General features: G+C 66.0%; 20 protein-coding genes. 6 read left to right on the top strand and 14 right to left on the bottom strand.

The window, feature by feature from the left end; all coding sequences use genetic code 11:
• Nucleotides 1-70 precede the first annotated feature (70 nt).
• The 3 genes from ABR323_RS12215 to ABR323_RS12205 form a co-directional block, all read right to left on the bottom strand.
• On the bottom strand, nt 71-205 hold the full coding sequence (locus ABR323_RS12215; protein ID WP_439449509.1) for a hypothetical protein: 135 nt from the start codon (nt 203-205) through the stop codon (nt 71-73).
• A 138-nt stretch (nt 206-343) separates the two neighbouring features.
• Nucleotides 344-1,294, bottom strand: coding sequence for a DMT family transporter (locus ABR323_RS12210; protein WP_439449508.1), 951 nt, complete (start codon nt 1,292-1,294; stop codon nt 344-346).
• A 159-nt stretch (nt 1,295-1,453) separates the two neighbouring features.
• Nucleotides 1,454-2,152, bottom strand: coding sequence for an AraC family transcriptional regulator (locus tag ABR323_RS12205; protein ID WP_439449507.1), 699 nt, complete (start codon nt 2,150-2,152; stop codon nt 1,454-1,456).
• Between the two features lie 81 nt (nt 2,153-2,233).
• Between ABR323_RS12205 and ABR323_RS12200 the strand changes: the two genes are divergently transcribed.
• The gene (locus tag ABR323_RS12200) at nt 2,234-3,013 is read left to right on the top strand and encodes a DUF6491 family protein (protein ID WP_439449506.1); all 780 of its coding nucleotides are present in this window, start codon (nt 2,234-2,236) and stop codon (nt 3,011-3,013) included.
• Here ABR323_RS12200 and ABR323_RS12195 read toward each other — a convergent pair.
• The 3 genes from ABR323_RS12195 to ABR323_RS12185 all read right to left on the bottom strand — a co-directional run bounded on the left by ABR323_RS12195 (nt 3,010) and on the right by ABR323_RS12185 (nt 4,977).
• Nucleotides 3,010-4,062, bottom strand: a complete 1,053-nt coding sequence (locus ABR323_RS12195) for a linear amide C-N hydrolase (RefSeq protein WP_439449505.1) — start codon at nt 4,060-4,062, stop codon at nt 3,010-3,012. The two genes, ABR323_RS12200 and ABR323_RS12195, sit on opposite strands and share 4 nt — an antisense overlap.
• 67 nt (nt 4,063-4,129) lie before the next feature.
• Nucleotides 4,130-4,543 carry a DUF6691 family protein gene (locus tag ABR323_RS12190; RefSeq protein WP_439449504.1) on the bottom strand — a complete coding sequence of 138 codons (414 nt, stop codon included), beginning with the start codon at nt 4,541-4,543 and terminating at the stop codon, nt 4,130-4,132.
• Nucleotides 4,540-4,977, bottom strand: coding sequence for a YeeE/YedE family protein (locus tag ABR323_RS12185; protein WP_439449503.1), 438 nt, complete (start codon nt 4,975-4,977; stop codon nt 4,540-4,542). The genes ABR323_RS12190 and ABR323_RS12185 overlap by 4 nt, the downstream gene beginning before the upstream one ends.
• A gap of 86 nt (nt 4,978-5,063) precedes the next feature.
• Here ABR323_RS12185 and ABR323_RS12180 point away from each other — a divergent pair, with 86 nt between their 5' ends.
• Entirely contained in the window at nt 5,064-5,384 is a 321-nt protein-coding gene (locus ABR323_RS12180) for an ArsR/SmtB family transcription factor (RefSeq protein WP_439449502.1), read from the top strand.
• 15 nt (nt 5,385-5,399) lie between these two features.
• Here ABR323_RS12180 and ABR323_RS12175 read toward each other — a convergent pair whose 3' ends face one another.
• The 5 genes from ABR323_RS12175 to ABR323_RS12155 form a co-directional block, all read right to left on the bottom strand.
• The gene (locus ABR323_RS12175; protein WP_135273399.1) at nt 5,400-5,828 is read right to left on the bottom strand and encodes a BLUF domain-containing protein; all 429 of its coding nucleotides are present in this window, start codon (nt 5,826-5,828) and stop codon (nt 5,400-5,402) included.
• An 83-nt stretch (nt 5,829-5,911) separates the two neighbouring features.
• Complete coding sequence (locus ABR323_RS12170; protein WP_135273398.1) at nt 5,912-7,045, bottom strand: hybrid sensor histidine kinase/response regulator; 1,134 nt, start codon at nt 7,043-7,045, stop codon at nt 5,912-5,914.
• Nucleotides 7,042-7,617: a chemotaxis protein CheB gene (locus ABR323_RS12165; protein ID WP_439449501.1), complete on the bottom strand. Its 576-nt coding sequence runs from the start codon at nt 7,615-7,617 to the stop codon at nt 7,042-7,044. The genes ABR323_RS12170 and ABR323_RS12165 overlap by 4 nt, the downstream gene beginning before the upstream one ends.
• A complete protein-coding gene (locus ABR323_RS12160; RefSeq protein WP_135273396.1) occupies nt 7,617-8,441 on the bottom strand; it encodes a CheR family methyltransferase in 825 nt (274 codons plus the stop codon). The genes ABR323_RS12165 and ABR323_RS12160 overlap by 1 nt, the downstream gene beginning before the upstream one ends.
• A complete protein-coding gene (locus tag ABR323_RS12155; protein WP_439449500.1) occupies nt 8,438-11,545 on the bottom strand; it encodes a response regulator in 3,108 nt (1,035 codons plus the stop codon). Before ABR323_RS12155 ends, ABR323_RS12160 begins: the two co-directional genes overlap by 4 nt.
• 151 nt (nt 11,546-11,696) lie before the next feature.
• On the opposite strand from ABR323_RS12155, the gene ABR323_RS12150 reads away from it, so the two are divergent.
• Nucleotides 11,697-12,860: a two-component system sensor histidine kinase NtrB gene (locus tag ABR323_RS12150; protein ID WP_439449499.1), complete on the top strand. Its 1,164-nt coding sequence runs from the start codon at nt 11,697-11,699 to the stop codon at nt 12,858-12,860.
• Nucleotides 12,850-13,209: a response regulator gene (locus ABR323_RS12145; RefSeq protein ID WP_439449498.1), complete on the top strand. Its 360-nt coding sequence runs from the start codon at nt 12,850-12,852 to the stop codon at nt 13,207-13,209. The genes ABR323_RS12150 and ABR323_RS12145 overlap by 11 nt, the downstream gene beginning before the upstream one ends.
• 31 nt (nt 13,210-13,240) lie before the next feature.
• Here ABR323_RS12145 and ABR323_RS12140 read toward each other — a convergent pair whose 3' ends face one another.
• Nucleotides 13,241-13,807 carry a TetR/AcrR family transcriptional regulator gene (locus tag ABR323_RS12140; RefSeq protein WP_439449497.1) on the bottom strand — a complete coding sequence of 189 codons (567 nt, stop codon included), beginning with the start codon at nt 13,805-13,807 and terminating at the stop codon, nt 13,241-13,243.
• A gap of 168 nt (nt 13,808-13,975) precedes the next feature.
• Here ABR323_RS12140 and ABR323_RS12135 point away from each other — a divergent pair, with 168 nt between their 5' ends.
• Nucleotides 13,976-14,806, top strand: a complete 831-nt coding sequence (locus ABR323_RS12135; RefSeq protein ID WP_135273392.1) for a universal stress protein — start codon at nt 13,976-13,978, stop codon at nt 14,804-14,806.
• Here the strand turns inward: ABR323_RS12135 and ABR323_RS12130 are convergent.
• Complete coding sequence (locus tag ABR323_RS12130) at nt 14,754-15,647, bottom strand: helix-turn-helix domain-containing protein (RefSeq protein WP_439449496.1); 894 nt, start codon at nt 15,645-15,647, stop codon at nt 14,754-14,756. The genes ABR323_RS12135 and ABR323_RS12130 overlap by 53 nt on opposite strands.
• Nucleotides 15,648-15,793: 146 nt before the next feature.
• Between ABR323_RS12130 and ABR323_RS12125 the strand changes: the two genes are divergently transcribed.
• Nucleotides 15,794-16,351, top strand: a complete 558-nt coding sequence (locus tag ABR323_RS12125) for a GNAT family N-acetyltransferase (RefSeq protein WP_439449495.1) — start codon at nt 15,794-15,796, stop codon at nt 16,349-16,351.
• Nucleotides 16,352-16,358: 7 nt separating this feature from the next.
• On the opposite strand, the gene ABR323_RS12120 is transcribed toward ABR323_RS12125, so the two are convergent.
• Nucleotides 16,359-16,823, bottom strand: coding sequence for a GNAT family N-acetyltransferase (locus ABR323_RS12120; protein ID WP_439449663.1), 465 nt, complete (start codon nt 16,821-16,823; stop codon nt 16,359-16,361).
• Nucleotides 16,824-16,836 lie beyond the last annotated feature (13 nt).

Raw genomic sequence — 16,836 nt, 5'->3', positions numbered from 1 at the left:
GAGGCCCCGTCGCATGCAGGTGTCGAGTTTCCCCGCCACCTGTATGGTGCGGGGCCGTGGTTTTCGGGAGTTACACGAAGACGACGGGCCGCACCAGGGCAGTGGTGACGGTGGTGGTGGTAATGGTGGTGGTGACGACCGGCGCAGTCGAACGGCCCGCGGTGGCGGGGGCGATCAGGCTGGCGTGGGCGGCATCAGGAACCATGACGCACAGAAAACACCGGGCGCCGGGTCGTTGTCAAGTGCTGCGCTGCAAAAATCCCCTGCGCCGATCATCGGTCAACGTGCTGGCATTTGGTTGCATATGTGACAAAGTCGGCATCGGTGCGCTTGACGACGTCATTCAGCCCGCATGTTCGGCGATCGCCCGTGGTGTGCGATGGGCGTGCGCGCACAGCATCACGCCAGCTACCAGGAACACGATGGCCAGTGCTTCCAGCAAGGTCGGCCAGCGCCCCTGCCAGGCGAATGCATAGAGCAGCGCGAACAGCGTCTCGAACACGATCATCTGCCCGGTCAGCGTCAACGGCAACAGACGGCTGGCGCGGTTCCAGAACGCGTTGCCGAGGATCGAGGCCACCACGGCAACGCCCGCACTGATCGCCCAGAACCCGCTCCACTGCGCCGCGGTGTGGCCACCGGTGTGACCGATGAAGGCCATCGGCACCAGCAGCAGGGCCAGCCCACCGGTGGTGACACCGGTCAGCAGCGACCAGTCATGGCTGGACAGATCGGAACGGCGCGCCAGCCAGCGGCTGTTGCCGATCGAGTACAGCGCCCACGAGAACAGCGCACCGAACGCGCACAACAGGCCGATCAGGCGCTGCCGCCACGGGGTGGCCAGGTGCTCGGACATCAGCGATTCCCACCCGACCAGGGCGACACCCAGCACGCACAGGCCCAACGCCGGCAGCAGCTGCTTCAACGGCACCGCACCCTGCTCGCGCACGCCGACCAGGGTCACCAGCACCGGGATCAGCCCCACGATCAGGGAGGCGGCCGCGCCACCGGCCCACTGCACAGCGGTCGCCAGCAGCAGGAAGTACACCAGGTTCCCGGCCAGGCTCAACCACAAGAGACCGATCCACTCGGCGCGGCCAAGCCGCGGGGCCAGCCGCTTCCATCGCGGCAGCAGCAGGACGATGGCGATCAGCCCATAAACCAGGTAACGGCCGGCGGACAGTTGCAGAGCATTGAAGGACTGCAGCACAGCGGGCGCGAGGAAGACCACGCCCCACAGCGCGCCAGCAGCAACGCCATTGGCGATGCCCAGGGCCATCGGGTTGTTGCGCATTTGGGATTCTTCGGGGGGAGAAGAGGCCGCGCAGTGTAAGCGCTGGCCGGTGGGGCGTTCTTGACCGAGGCTACTGGCCCATCGCGTTCGTAGAGTCGAGCCATGCTCGACTGCTTCTGCACCCGCCATCCCGCGAACGGCAGCCAAGCATGGCCGACGTTACAGTCCGGCGCCCCGGCGCCACGCAGCGGGGGTCTGACCACATTCGCGGCGCAGCGCGCGGGTCAGTGCGCTCTGCTCGGAATAGCCTGCGGCCAGCGCGATATCGATGATCGGTGCGGCGCTGGTGCGCAGCTGGTGCTTGGCCCAGCGCAATCGGCACGCACTGAGCCAAGCCTGCGGGCTGAGCCCGAACTCGCGCTGGAACAAGGCATGCAGACGACTCTCGCTGACGCCCACGAACGCCGACATGCGCGCCACCGGCCACGATTGCCCCGGGTCGGCCTGCACCGCCGCACACAGCCCCTGCATGCGCGCACCGCTACCAGCAGGTGCGAACGCCTGCAACAACCGGGGAAGCAGGGCGGGCATCGGCTGCCCTGCCTGCACGTCGGTCAGGCATCGGCGCAACGCCAGCGGCAGATGCAGCCAGCGCTGGTGGCACAGGTGTTCCTGGGTCGCGTCGTCGAGCACGCCAGGCGGGCAATCAACGATCACGAAACCGTTCGGGCCGTCGGCCATCTGGTCATGCGCTTCGCCGGCCGCTACGAAAGCACCCTGCAGCAGATCCAGGCGACCGCCGCGGCCTTCCATCTCGAACTGCAGTTCACCTTGCAGTGGCAGCACCCACTGCGCGTAGTCATGACGGTCCAGGCCGGTGGCCTGTCCGTAGTGCCGCAGGTGGAAGATCGCGCCCATCGGGGCAGTGTGCGCGTGTAACACCGGCCGTGCAAACCGCAGCTATAGTCGAGCCGTCATCCAATGCAGGGAGTGCGGGTCATGACCCATCAATACGTGTTCGTGGTGCTGGCGACCGGCCTCGGCCTGGTACTTGCCGCGGGCGCCTGCGCACAGGAACGCACGCCGCCGGCCCCGCACTGCATGGATGCAGTCGGCGTCCAGGAAGTGGAGCAGGCATCAGCACGCACGATCGCATTGCGCGCCGCCTCCGGCCAAGCCTATCGCATCGATTTCAGCGAAGACTGCCCCGGCGTCCGCGACGCCACCACGCTGAAACTGGAAGCGCCGGATGGCTGGGCCTGCGGTCGCCCCAGCGAGCGTGTCGTGGTTGATGGCCGCAGCTGTGCCGTCAGCGCGGTGACCCCCGTGCAGGACCGCGACTACGCCAGCGTCGCCCGCGACAGCGACCGACTGCACACAGCCACCCTGCCCGCCGTGACCATCCGCGAGCGCAAGGACATCCGCCGCAGCTTCGGCGGCTCGCCGTCCTACTGCTTCGCCACCCGCAATGTCCGGGCCTGGTCATCCGACCCGCAGGGCATGCTGGTGGAGACCAACCCGCACCGCAATGGTGGCCACCGCTACTACCGGGTCGAGCTCGGCAGCCACTGCCGCCAGCTCGACCGCGCGCCGCAACTGAGCTTCCACTCGGGCCTGCAGAATGGCCTGATCTGCGGCAATCCCGGCGATCGGATCATGACTGCCGAGTTCGAGACAGACGATCTGCGCGGTGAAAGCATCGCCCCACTGCCGCAGTACACCCGCGGCAGCTGCGCGATCCAGGCGGTCTACCCGGCCTCCAGCAAGGCATCGAACTAACCGTCGACGCCGAGGAAGGTGAACGGTGCGCTGGGCACGAACTGGCCCAGTGCATTGCCGGCAAAGGTGTTGCGCTGGTCCTTGCCGAGGTCGAGCTTGAGCACCTTGCCGCCGAAATCGACCTTGTTCAGATCAACCCAGAAAGTGTTCGGGGTCAATGCCGATTCGAAGAAGTACAGCCTCCGCTTGTGGTCGGCCACGGTGCGCCAGCGCGTGGATGAAATATTCGGCTCGCCCGGCGTGGTGATGCCGTACGGCACCGAGGTGTTGCGGATCACGCTGAACACACTGGCCAGCGCAACCACCGGATCCTCGGCCTTGGGAATGGCGTTGATGTAGAACGAGGCGCGCGCGAAACGGTCGGCCGAGCGGTTGGTGCCCGGCAGCATCACCGTGCCGCCGATCTGCTGCCAGTAGCTGTTGAGGGCCAGCTGCTGCTCGAAGATCGGCGAGTTGGTCATCACCTGGTAGCGGCGATCATGGTGAATCACCTGGCGACCGCCGATGTACTCGACGATGGCACTGTCACCGCTGGCATCGGACAGTGACAGGTGCAGCGTCGCCTGGCGGTCTTCGCCGGGCACCTTGTCGGTAATGATCGAGTACGGCTCACGCTTCAGCGCCGCCACCGCCTCTTCCACCGTCGCGAAATTGTCGAGCACGTACTGCGCCCACAGCGAAATCGCCAGGCCTGGCTTGTTGCCGCGCTGCTGCGGATACTCCGATTCCACCAGCCACAGCAGGTTGGCCACCAGGCCCTTTTCGTTCATGCCATCGGTGGTCGATACGTCGTAGCCGGTGGCCACCACACTGCCGTAGCGTGCGGTCCATGCCAGCGACTTCGGCCCGGCCTGGCCAGTACGAGCGATGCCGCGCGGCAGGACGTAGAGGTTGGTCGCCACATCGACCTTCCAGTCCATCGAACGTGCGGTGATCACATCACCGTTGTCACCCAGGTACACCGCACGCGTGCAAGCCAGCGCGGGTGCCGTCGCTGCGATCAGTGCGACCGCAAGCATTGCGCTTCCCTTCCACTTCATCCGTGCCATATCAGTACGCTCCTTTCCCCGTGGTCCATGGATCTGACCCGATCCATCGTGACACAGCGGTGAAACCTCAGCGCACGAAGCGGTCATGCAGCCAGAAGCCCAGCAGCATCGCAGGTACGAACCACAGCGCTTCGCGCGATGCCACCGCCAGGCCCGCAATCGCCGGACCGGGACAATAGCCTGCCCAGCCCCAGCCAATGCCGAACAGTGCGGCGCCCAGCAACAGGCGCGCATCCACATCGCGCACGGTGGGCAGCTGGAAGCGGGCTGCATACAAGGGGCGCGCGCGATGCAGCACCCAGCGTTGCCCTATCGCGCTGACCAGCAACGCAGAGGCCAGCACCCACATCAGGGTCGGATCGAAGCCACCGGTCACATCGAGGAAGCCGAGCACACGACGCGCATCGGTCATTCCAGAAAGCGCCAACCCCGCACCGAACAAGGCACCCGCCGCAACGGCGGCCCACACTGCGCGGCTCATGCCAGGCCTCCGCCGTGGCGGATCAGGAACGTGGTCAGCATCGCGCAGGCCATGAACACCAGCACCGCCAGCAGCGAACGCATGGAGCCACGCGCCATGCCGCAGACGCCGTGGCCACTGGTACAACCGCTGCCCAACCGGGTGCCGAATCCGACCAGCAGGCCAGCGCCAATCAGTTGCCAGGCAGGCAACGCATCACGCAGCAGCACTTGCGGTGAAGCTTCCGGTACCGATTGCCACCACAAGACCCCTCCCGCCGCAGCAAGCAGCCCGAGCAGGAACGCCCAGCGCCAGCGGCGTTCGCCTCCCTGTGCGCGCAGGCAACCCGCTGTGATTCCACTGATGCCGGCCACGCGTCCGAGGGTGGCCAGCAACAGCACTGCCGACGCCCCGATCAACCCTCCCCCAGCCAACGCCGCCCATGGCAGGTTCATGCCCCGCTCCTGTCGATCGCGCTCATCAATTTGCCTTTTTATTTAGCTTTCTCTAAATTAGCTTCTTCTAAACAAAAAGGCCAACCATGGCCCGCATCGAGCTCGACAGCGCGGCCATGGCCGAGCACGCTACGCAGGCCGCCGCCCTGCTCAAGCGCCTGGCCCATCCTGCGCGGTTGCGCGTGTTGTGCCGCCTAATGGAAGGTGAAGCGCCGGTGCCGGAACTGCAGGCACTGACCGGATTGAGCGCATCGGCGCTGTCGCAGCATCTGGCCGTGCTGCGCGAACTGGATATCGTGGCAACCCGGCGCCAGGCGCAGGCGATCCACTACCGCGTGGTCGAAGGGCCGGCGCTGGGCGTGCTGAAGGCATTGCATGCCGCCTACTGTGGCGGTGATCCGCGCTGAACCCGCAGCGCGGGATCAACCGGCGTGCAGCACCGGCTGCACCACCTGGTCAAGCAGGTCCACCGGCGTCGGTAGCGAGCGGTCGCCCTGCAGCGCGCGGGTGAACCCCGACCAGTCGCTGGAAGACAACTGGCGCAGCAGTGCGGCGTCCACCGGCAACGCGCGCATCGACCAGTAGGGGAACTGACGCTGACCCAGGCGGCCACGCGCCAGTTCGACGATGTCGATATGGCTGCCGGCCTGCAGGATGCGCTCGTAGACCGAGTCGATGCCATCCGGCGGCCCTTCAATGTACTGCAGGAAGCGCTGGCCATCATGCAGCAGCACACCTGTCACCCCGGCCAGCTTGTTGAAGCGTGCCGCATCCTCGACCAGTACACGCAGGCGTTCGACGGAAAGATCCGGCAGCGCCTGGCTGACGTAGGCGATGGCGCGCAGTGGCATGGTGCTTCCTTGGCAACGTGAGCGGCCACGGTAGCAGTTGCGGACGACTCCGTCTCAGTACTTCACCACGTTTGCTGAAGAATTCAGCTTCCGGCGGCAACCGGTCCGTCACTACGCCTGGGCAGCCACGCCTCGAACACCACCTGTCCCGCGTCGTTGCGGGCATCGATGCGGCCGCCGTGGGCTCGCACGAACTGATCGACGATGTACAGGCCCAGGCCAAGACCGTTGCTCTGGTGGAAGCTGGCCTTGAACGGCTCGAACAGGCGCGGCAGCAGCGCCGCATCGATCTGCCCGGCGTTGCGCACCCGCAACAGCACGCTGCGCGGGTCACGGCCATCCACCTCGACGTGCGCCTCGTTGCCGTGGGTCAGCGCATTGCCGATCAGGTTCGCTGCAACCTGCCCCAGTCGATCCAGGTCCCCTTGCAGCTGCGTGTCACCGTGTGCATCGAGGCGGATCCGGCCTGCCCCCTGCGCGCTCCCCACCTCCGCCACCACCGCACGGGTGACCTCGGCCAGATCGCAGGCATGGGCCTGCAGGCGCAGGCCACCGCTGCGGATCCGCGAGAAGTCCAGCAACTGCTCCACCATCCGCGCCATCCGCAGCGTACTGGCCTCCAGGTACTGCAGCGTCTGCTGCGCGCCAGCGTTGTCCTCGGGAAGCTCCAGCGCCAGCTTGTCGGCACACAGCAGGATCGCCGACAGCGGCGTGCGCAGATCGTGCGTCAGCACCGCGGCCATCGTTTCGTTGAGCTTGAGCGCGCGCTCCAGCGCCTCGTTGCGCGCCTTCAGCAACTGCCGCTGCTGGTAAAGCTCGATGAAGACATTGACCTTGCTCAGGATCACCTGCGGTGCCACCGGCTTGTGCAGGAAATCCACCGCGCCGGATTCGTAGCCCTTGAACGCGCGCAGCGGGTCATCCGGCGAGGCGGTCAGGAAAATGATCGGCACCGTACGGCTGCGATGCGAACCGCGCATCAGTTCGGCCAGTGTGAAACCGTCGATCTCCGGCATGTGCACGTCCAGCAGCGCCAACGCGACCTCGTGCTCCAGCAACAGCTCCAGCGCCTGGGCGCCAGAACCGGCCAGCAACAGGTTGACGCCCTCGCGCTGCAGCAGCGCCTGCATGGCCACCAGGTTCTGCGGCACGTCATCGACGATCAGCAGGTTGACCGGGGACTGCGACTGCGCAGGGTCCGGTGGCAGCAGGTTCATGCAAACAACTCCTTCAGGCGACGGCACATCAATTCAAGGGGCAGCACGGCATCGGCGCCGGCATGCTGCAGGGCGGAGGCCGGCATCATCGATGCCTCGGCCTCCTCGGGACATTGCAACCAGGCGCGGCCACCGGCAGCGCGCACTGCGGCCACGCCTTCGCTGCCATCGCTGCTGGCGCCGGTCAGCAGCAGCGCCAGCACCTGGTCACCGAATACCGCAGCGGCAGATTCGAACAACGGGTCGATGGCCGGACGCGAAAACAGGACCGGGGCATCCACCGACAGCGCGACCGAGTGCGCATCCTCTACCAGCAGGTGGTAGTCCGGTGGCGCGAACGTCACCGTTCCGGGCTGCAGCGGCTGCTTGTCCTCCGCCTCACGCACCGGCAGCGCGCAGTACGGCGCCAGCACCTCGGCGATGCGACTGGATCGGTCACGCGGAAGGTGCAGTACCGCCAGCACCGGCGCCGGCAGCCTGGCGGGAAGCGCGCCCAGCACGGCCTGCAGCGCCGCGACGCCCCCTGCGGAGGCACCGACCACCAATACCGCTGGGCGAGCCTGCATCGCCATCAGGCGACCTTCCGGTACAGGCGATGCTCGCGCGAACAGACCTCGAAGTCATCGTGGTGGCGCCCGAACTGCAGCGACTCCTTGCTGCCCAGGCCAAGGAACCCCTTGTGCACCAGTGCTTCATGGAACAGGCCCACGGCACGGTCCTGCAGGTCGCGGTTGAAATAGATCAGCACGTTGCGGCACGACACCAGGTGCACTTCGGAGAACACGGTATCGGTGGCCAGGCTGTGGTCGGCAAACACCACGTTGCGGCGCAACTGACGGTCGAACACCGCGCCGTCGTAGGCCGTGGCGTAGTAATCCGAAAGCGAAGCGGTACCGCCGGCCGCAAGATAATTGCGACTGAACTGCGCCATCCGGTCAATGCCGTAGGCACCGGCCTCCGCCGTGGCGAGCGCGGCCGGATTGATGTCGGTGGCATAGACGATGCTGCGCTCGAGCAGACCTTCCTCATGCAGCAGGATCGCCAGCGACCACACTTCCTCTCCGGTGCTGCAACCGGCCACCCACAGCTTCACCGAGGGATAGGTGCGCAGCACCGGCACCACCTGCTCGCGCAGTTCACGGAAATACGCCGGGTCACGGAACATCTCCGAAACCTGCACGGTGAAGAACTGCATGGCCTGGGCGAACAGCTCCGGCTCGTGCAGCAGGCGATGCTGCAGGTCCGACAGGCGCTCACATTCGTAGCGCTGCATGGCCTGGCCGATGCGTCGCCGCAGCGAGGACACCGCGTAGCTGCGGAAGTCGTAGTGGTAGCGCTGGTACAGCGCCTCCAGCAACACCTTCAGCTCAAGATCGAACAGCGCCTGCTCGTTCATTGCCGCGAGCACCAGACCCTGCACAGGGAAACCAGCTTGTCGACGTCGATCGGCTTGGAGATGTAGTCGTTGGCACCGGCCTGCAGGCAGCGCTCACGGTCATCCGGCATCGCCTTGGCGGTCAGCGCGATGATCGGCAGGTCCTGCAGGTGGCGCTGCGCGCGGATCTCGCGCATCGCCGCCAGGCCATCTTTCTCCGGCATCATGATGTCCATCAGCACCAGGTCGACCTCACGCTCGGCCAGGCGATCAACCGCCTCCTGGCCATTGCGCGCGATTTCCAGGGTCACACCCAGCGGCTCGAGCACGCTGGACAGCGCAAAGATGTTGCGCACGTCGTCCTCGGCCAGCAGCACGGTACGGCCGTCGAGCACGGTGTCGCGGCGGCGTGCCTCGCGCAGCAGGCGCTGCTGATCGCTCGGCAGGCTGGCCTCGACGCTGTGCAGGAACAGGGTCACTTCGTCCAACAGGCGCTCCGGCGAACGCGCACCCTTGATGATGATGCTCTTCGAATAGCGACGCAGGCGCTGCTCTTCTTCGCGGTTGAGCGCACGGCCGGTGTAGACGATCACCGGCGGGAAGCCGACATCATCATTACCGGCCATGTGTTCGAGCAGGTCGTAGCCACTGCCATCGGGCAACGACAGGTCCATCACCATGCAGTCGAAGGTAACCATGCTCAGCTGCTCCAGCGCGCCAGCCAGGGTGCCGACAGCGATGATCTGAAGTTGCTCGCGGCCCAGCAGCAGTTCCAGGTTGTGGCGCAGCTCGCTGTCGTCCTCCACGATCAGCAGGCGGCGCACATCACGCTGGCTGGTCTGTTCCAGCTGCTCGATTGCCGCTGCGAGACGCTCACGCGTGGTCGGCTTGATCGCGAAGCCGATCGCGCCCAACTCACGCGCCACCTGGCTGCGGTCCATCGCTGAAACCACATGCACCGGAATGTGCCGCGTGTCCGGGTTGCGCTTCAGCCGCTCCAGCACACTCAGGCCAGACACATCGGGCAGGCCGATATCGAGCAGGATGCCGTTCGGGCGCAGCTCGGCAGCCAGCGCCAGAGCCTCTTCAGCCGTGCTGGCCACCACGCAGTCGAAGTCCAGTTCGTGGGCCAGCACCACCAATGCCTCAGCGAAGGTGGCATCGTCCTCCACCGCGAGGATCAGCCGGCCGGCGCGTTGCCGGCGGCCACGGTCATCAGCCACGCTGGCGGGTGCCAGGGGCGCAGGCGGCGCAGCCACAGGCGTCGCCACAACGCGCGCGGGTGCCGGTGCCACCATGGGCGGCGACACAGCATCCGCAGCTGCCACCTGGGGAGCCTCAGATGCCGGTGCGCCCTGCAGCGGCAGCTCAAGGATGAAGCAGCTGCCACGTCCGGGTTCGCTGTCAACCTGGATGTCACCCCCCATGCGCATCGCCAAATCGCGTGAAATGGACAGGCCCAGGCCGGTGCCGCCGTAGCGGCGACGTGTACTGCCATCGGCCTGGCGGAACGCCTCGAAGATGACCTGCAGCTGCTCACGGGCGATGCCGATGCCGGTATCGCAGACTTCGAAGCGAATGCGTCCATTGCCGCCCGCACGCACATGCAGGCTGACCTTGCCGTGTTCGGTGAACTTCAACGCGTTGGCCAGCAGGTTCTTCAGGATCTGCTGCAGGCGCTGGTTATCGGCCACCAGCTGGCTGGGTGCCAGCGTATCGGCCTCGAGCTGCAGGGCCAGGCCCTTCTGCCGCGCCATTGGCTCGAAGGTCTCGCGCAGGCGCTGCAGTACGCTGTCCACCACCACTACTTCATCGGCCAGCTCGACATGGCCGGCCTCGATGCGCGACAGATCCAGGATGTCGTTGATCAGCGCCAGCAGGTCGTTGTTGGACGACAGGATCGCGCGCGCATACTTCACCTGCTCCTCGGTCAGCGTGCCGTCCTTGTTGTCGGCCAGCAGCTTGGCCAGGATCAGCGAACTGTTCAGCGGCGTGCGCAGCTCGTGCGACATGTTGGCCAGGAATTCGGACTTGTAGCGCGAGGTGGCCGCCAGCTCGTTGCTGTTGCGGATCAGCTGGCCCTGGGCAACCAGCAGCGCCTGCTTCTGCGCCTCCAGCTCATGGGTGCGCTCTTCCAGCTGGACGTTGCTCTGCTCCAGCTCGGCCTGCTGCTCTTCCAGATGGCTCTGCGACTGCAGCAGGCTGCGACTCTGCTCTTCCAGTTCCTCGTTGGCCACGCGCAGTTCTTCCTGCTGGGCCTGCAGTTCCTCGCCCTGGCGCTGCGACTCTTCCAGCAGGACCACCAGCTGCGCCCGCAGCAACGACGCACGAAGAGCCATGCCGATGGTGTCGGCGCAACGCTCCAGCAGTTCGTCGTCAAGGCCATGCTGATCACCGACCCGGGCCCGGCCCAGTTCGATGACCCCCACCACTCCGCCATCGCTGTTGATCGGTGCCAGGATCCGTTCGCGCACCGGCAACCTGCCCAGGCTGGTCTGCAGCTCAAGCACTGCGGCCTCGTCGCCGTGCAGGTGGCGGATGCGTTCATCGCGCGCGACCTGCCCGGCCAGCCCTTCCTGCAACGACAGGGAGGCGGGCGTGCCGGATGGCAGGGCCATGCCACCGGTCAACTGCAGCCGTCCGCCCTCCAGCCGATAGACCGCACCCACGTCGGCGCGCAGCTGCTCCGCCAGGCGGGTTACCGCTGCGTCGGCGATCTGCTCCGGCCCGAGGTCGCCGCGCAGGCTCATCGCCACCGCGTTCTCGGCCTCCTGCAGCCACAACGCGCGCATCGCCTGGCGCCGGGCCTGGATGGCACGGGAAACGATCAGCGCGATCATCAGGAATGCGCCACCGCCGATGCTGCGATTGACGAACGAGAACGCCGAGTTGGAGCTGGCCGGGGCGACGTTGTAGCCGACGATCAACAAGATGCAGGCGAGCACCGCCACGATGAACGGTGCCCGCGCGCTGCGCTGGAACACCGTCACGCCCACGGCAAGGAAGTAAGCCAGCCATACCGCATAACCCAGCGGCACCACCAGCTCCAGCGCGATGGTCGCGGCCAGCAGCGCAGCGGATGTCATCCAGATCCAGCGGTCACGCGCAGTCGCACCAGGACGCATGCAGGTCAGTTCCAGAAGGCAGGGGGTGGGAGATGGTACTCCGTGTCGTATTCAGCCGCACAGGACCATTGGCACGCGCCGCGCCTGCACGCATCCTTCACACTGCACTGCCTAGCTTCACGTCCCTCTCAGGGGTAATGCTCATTTCTACGTGGACGCAGCTGCTTCTACGACGTCCGTGCTGACGGACCCTTCCCGCCAACTGCGACTGCTGATCGACAGTGTGCGCGACCATGCGCTGTATCTGCTTGATCCCGCTGGCATCGTCTGCAGCTGGAACCCGGGCGCAGAGCGCATCAAGGGCTATTCAGCCGACGAAGTGGTCGGGACGCACTTTGACCGTTTCTATCTGGCCGCCGATCGCGACGCCGGTGAACCCCTGCGCCTGCTCCGCCTCGCAGCGCAACAGGGCCATGTTTCCAGTGAAGGCTGGCGGGTGCGCCGCGATGGATCCTCTTTCCGTGCCAGCGTGGTCATCGAGCCGGTCGTAGAAGCCGGCGAACTCCTCGGCTTCGTCAAGATCACCCGCGACATCACCGAGCAGTGGCAGGCGCAGCGGCTGCTGCGTGATGCCCAACGTGCACTTCGCAATACCCAACAGTTCGAGACCGTTGGCCGTCTCAGCCGCGGGCTGTCGCACGAATTCAACAACCTGCTGACCACCATCGGCAACGCGCTGGACCTGCTGTCGCTGCGGGTGAGTGGTGACGACGCGCGCGCAGCCGAACTGCTGGATGCCGCACAGTCGGCCACCGACCGCGGCGCCCTGCTGACCCGCCAGCTGCTGGCCTTCAGCACCGGGCAGACCCTGATCCGTGAGCCAGTGGACATCAACGCACTGGTGCGGCAGTGGCTGCCCGACCTGCAGCGCGCCTGCCCCCCCTCGGTTGCGCTCGAAGTCCGCTTCACGCCGGATCTGCCACCGGTGAGCACCGATGCGATGCAGTTGCAGACCGCATTGGCCAACCTGGTGGCCAATGCCGTGGAGGCCACCGTCGACGGCGGCCGCATCCTGGTCGGCACCGCGCTGGAGCATCGCCTCGATCCGGACGCGGACACCACGATGCAACGTGGCTACGTCACCCTCAGCGTCTGCGACGAGGGCCACGGCATGGCGGCGGACATCGCCGAACGGGCGACCGAGCCATTCTTCACTACCAAGGACATCGGCAAGGGCAGCGGGCTGGGCCTGAGCCAGGTGTTCGGATTCACTACCCAGAGCGGCGGCTTCGTCGACGTGTCCACCACGCCCGGTGTCGGCACCACGGTCAGCCTGCTGCTCCCCGCAACGGAGGAACCTGCCCATGACCGATGACCCGATCCGCGTACTGATGGTGGAGGACCAGACCGATCTTCGCGAAATGATCGGCCTGGCCCTGCGCGATTTCGGCATCGACGTGGCGACGACTGCGGATGCACACGAAGCGGCCGCGCTGTTGAAGGGTGAAGCGCGCTTCGACGTGGTGTTCAGCGATATCAGCATGCCCAACGGCATGTCCGGCATTGAACTCAGCGAACACGTCGCGCGCGATCAACCGCAGGCGCGGATGATCCTGTCATCCGGCTATGCCCGCTCGCAGCTGCCGCCGCTGCCGGAACAGGTGGAGTTCCTGCCCAAGCCCTATCGCCTGCGCCAACTGGTAGAGCTGCTGAAGCAGGTGTAAGGCAGTCGCAGCAAGGGGTCCGCCAGCAGGCTCACCCCTTCATCGCGCCGTGCTGGAACGAGGCCAGCAGGGTGGATGAGGCCATCGCCGGCGCCAGCCGACCGCGCGCGAGCGACCAGGTGATGCCGTAGAAACAGGTCCAGTAGAAATCGGCCAACCACACCGCACTGAACTCGACGTTGAACACGCCGGCTTTCTGTCCTCGCAGGAAAAACGCCTCGAAACGCTCGCCGATCGGCGCCCAGCGCTCAGGCAGCAGATGCAGATCCCCTTGCCGCTGCTGCTCTTCCATCATCCGCGCGAACAGCAGCGTCACCAGCTCCCAGTCCGCCAGCAGTGTCACGGTGACCTGCTCCAGCACGTGCCGAGCGGCGCTCTCGTCGTCGAACCACACCGCCGCCGCTTCCAGGCGTTCGAAACCGGCAGCGAACAGGGCTTCATCGATCGCCTCACGGTTCGGCGCGAACCGGTACAGGGTCGCGCGGCTGATGCCCGCTCCCCGCGCCAACTCACTGAGCGTGCAACGCGGATGGCTGACCAGTGTGGCCGCCAGAGCGTGGTGCAGATCGCGGCGAGTGCGTGCTGCGGCAGGTCGCATGGAAAAGCCTGATTCGGGATGCACTCACGCTAGCATGAATCATTAATTAATAAACTGAATCAAAAATGATTCACTCGAAACACGAATGCGCTACAAGGGAGGTGCGTCCGGTGCACCCGGGTCGGTGCATTGCAGGGAACGCGCCACAGGCATCGAAGGAGAAAGGCCATGCTGCATCCGCTACGCGATATCGCCGTACTGTTCGATGCCAGCGACACCGGGCAGCGCGTACTGAAAATCGCCTCTCACCTGGCGCAGGCACAGCAGGCGCACCTGGTCGCGGTCTCCACCGCCCAGCACCCCACCGACATCGCCAGTGGTTTCGCCCGTGGCGCCGGCATTGCTGCCGCGCTCGACCATGAAGCGCGAGCCGACGCCGCCTGTACCGCGCAGTTGATGCAGAACCTGCGCGTGCTGTCCGAACCGCTGCGGATCAGCACCGAACTTCGGATCGTCTCGGACTATCTGGGTGGCGCCGACCTGGCCCTGCAATCGCTCTACTGCGATCTGATCATCGCCGGCTACCCGCACACGCCCGGCGCGCCCAGCGGCTGGCATCCACTGGGTACGCTGCGTCAGACCGGCGTGCCGATGCTGCTGGTTCCGCCACACTGGCGCGGCGAACAGGTCGGCCGACGCATCGTGGTGGCCTGGAACGCCAGCAAACAGGCGCGACGGGCGGTCGCGGATGCACTGCCGCTGCTCGCCCGCGCGCAGGCCGTGCACCTGCTGATGGTCGACACACCCAAGACCGAAGGCTCGCCCGGGACCGACATGGCCCAGCATCTGGCCCGGCACGGCGTCGACGTGGAAATACAGGCGATCAGTTCGAGCCAGGGCGGCATCGCCGCAACCATCCGCCAGCATGTGCTTGATGCCGAGGCCGACCTGCTGGTGCTGGGCCCCTACAGCCGCAGCAGGGTGGTAGAACGCGTCCTCGGCGGGGTCACCGAGGACCTGCTGGCCGAAGTGCCGGCGCCGCTGTTCGTATCGCACTAGTGCCTCCCTGCCCCGCACGACGGTAACCGGTCAGCGACTGACCGGTATGCCGCCGGAAGTACCGGCACAGATACGACGCATCCTCGAACTGCAGACGCTCGGCAATGCGTCCAATCGGCAACTCGCTATATGTCAGCAGCGCCTTGATCTCCAGCACCACCTGGCGATCGATCAGTGCCTTCGGGGTTTCATCGAAACATTCGCGGGTCAGCTGCGAAAGATAGAACGGGGTGATGCACAGCGCTTCCGCATAGGACTGCACGTCGCGCTGGCGCGTGCTGCGCTGGCCCACCAGCTCCCAGAAGTTCCAGGCCAGCCGCTCGCGCCGGCCGACCTGCGCGGGCGCGCGCTTCTGTTTCGGCAGCAACGTAGCCATCTTCAGGAAAAAGGTCTGCAGCAGGCTGCGCAGCATCACATGTCGATAGCGCCCGCCGTTGTGCTGTGCATCCATCAACTGTTGCAACCAGCCCTGCAGCAGCGGCACGTCCAGGGGTGACACCACGCAATGCGGCTGCTCGTGCAGGAACTGGAACAATGCATTTGGCAGCACATAGGCCACTTCCGATGCCAGCACCTTCGGCATCAGGCAGACCACCACGGCGAACCCGCGTGAGCGCTGCCGCAGCAGCGCCAGCGTGTCCTCTGCCAGCACCAGCACGTCATGCCGCTGCACCGCCACCTCGCGGAAGTTCAGGGCAAAGCGCGCGCGACCGGACACGCATACCAGCACCGCCAGGTAGGCGTGCCCGAACGACAGCGGAACACCCTGCCCTTCGGCCAGCGTGCTGACCTCCAGGCGCAGGGATTCGTCCTGATCCAGAAGCTGGGGTACGCGATCCATGGGCCGATCCGGCTGTATTCCAGGCCCCAGCATACCCAGCCACGCCCATGAGTTGTGAAAAGTACCGAAACCATCAAGGTCCCGCCCTGGGCCAGCCGCGCCTGGCGACCTAGCCTGTGCGTTCTCTTTGTCTCCTTGGAATCGACATGCAGCTGCACACCGAACGCTTGATCCTGCGCCCCTGGCACGACACCGACGCCGCAGATCTATACGAGTACGCCCGCGACCCGCGGGTGGGGCCGATCGCCGGTTGGCCGATCCACACCAGCATCGAGGAAAGTACCGAAATCATCCGCACCGTCTTCAACCAGCCGGAAGTCTACGCACTGCAGAACCGCGAAGACGGCCGCGCCATCGGCTGTGTCGGCATCCTGATCGGCGCTGACAGCAACTTCGAGATCAGCGACCGCGAAGGCGAGATCGCCTACTGGATCGGCGTACCGTACTGGGGCCGGGGCCTGGTCCCCGAAGCGGTGCGCGAAGTGATGCGGCATGCGTTCATGCGGCTGGAGCTGGAAGCGCTGTGGTGCGGCTACTTCGCCGACAACCTGCAATCACTCACGGCACAGAGCAAATGCGGTTTCCAGCATCACCATACCGAAGTGAACAAGTTCAACAGCTTCCTTGGCGACTACCGCACCGAGCACATCAGCCGCATCACCCGCGTGCAATGGTGTGCCCTGCAGGCGGTCACACCGGCCTGAGCAGGATTCAGCCCGACGTGCGCCGCATGAACAGAAGTTCTGGCGTCGAAGACGCTTCGACCTGCTGGAAGCCGAGATCGCGGTATAGGGCCACGGCGGCCGTGTTGTCGCGATAGACGCGCAGGGTGAGGTGCCGCACAGCGTCTTCGTGCAGGGCCTGTGCACTCAAGGCCTGCATGAGCAGCCGGCCAAGGCCGCGCCCGCGTGCCCGCGGGGAGACAATGATGCGGCCGAGGTGTGCGGTACCGGCGCCGGTCGTCCAGTACTGGCCGAAGCCTACGCAGAGGCCTGGCCCTTCCAGCAGCACCCACCCGGGGCGCTTCGCAAGTTCGAGCACCTGTGCGAACCGTTCCGGCGGGAGTGGAAATGGCACGCCGGGGCCCGCCCAGCGCTGGGTGGCCTCGGTTGATTCGGGCCAGCTGGCGACGGTGGCGTAGTGCGAAGGCTGGACGGGGCGAAGATGCAGGTTCATGGCGTTGATGGTG

The sequence above is a fragment of the Stenotrophomonas sp. ATs4 genome (assembly GCF_051861585.1).
Taxonomy (GTDB): Bacteria; Pseudomonadota; Gammaproteobacteria; order Xanthomonadales; family Xanthomonadaceae; genus Stenotrophomonas; species Stenotrophomonas maltophilia_AS.
The sequence above is the reverse complement of the archived record's forward strand: the minus strand, read 5'-3'. Positions and strand labels throughout refer to the sequence as shown.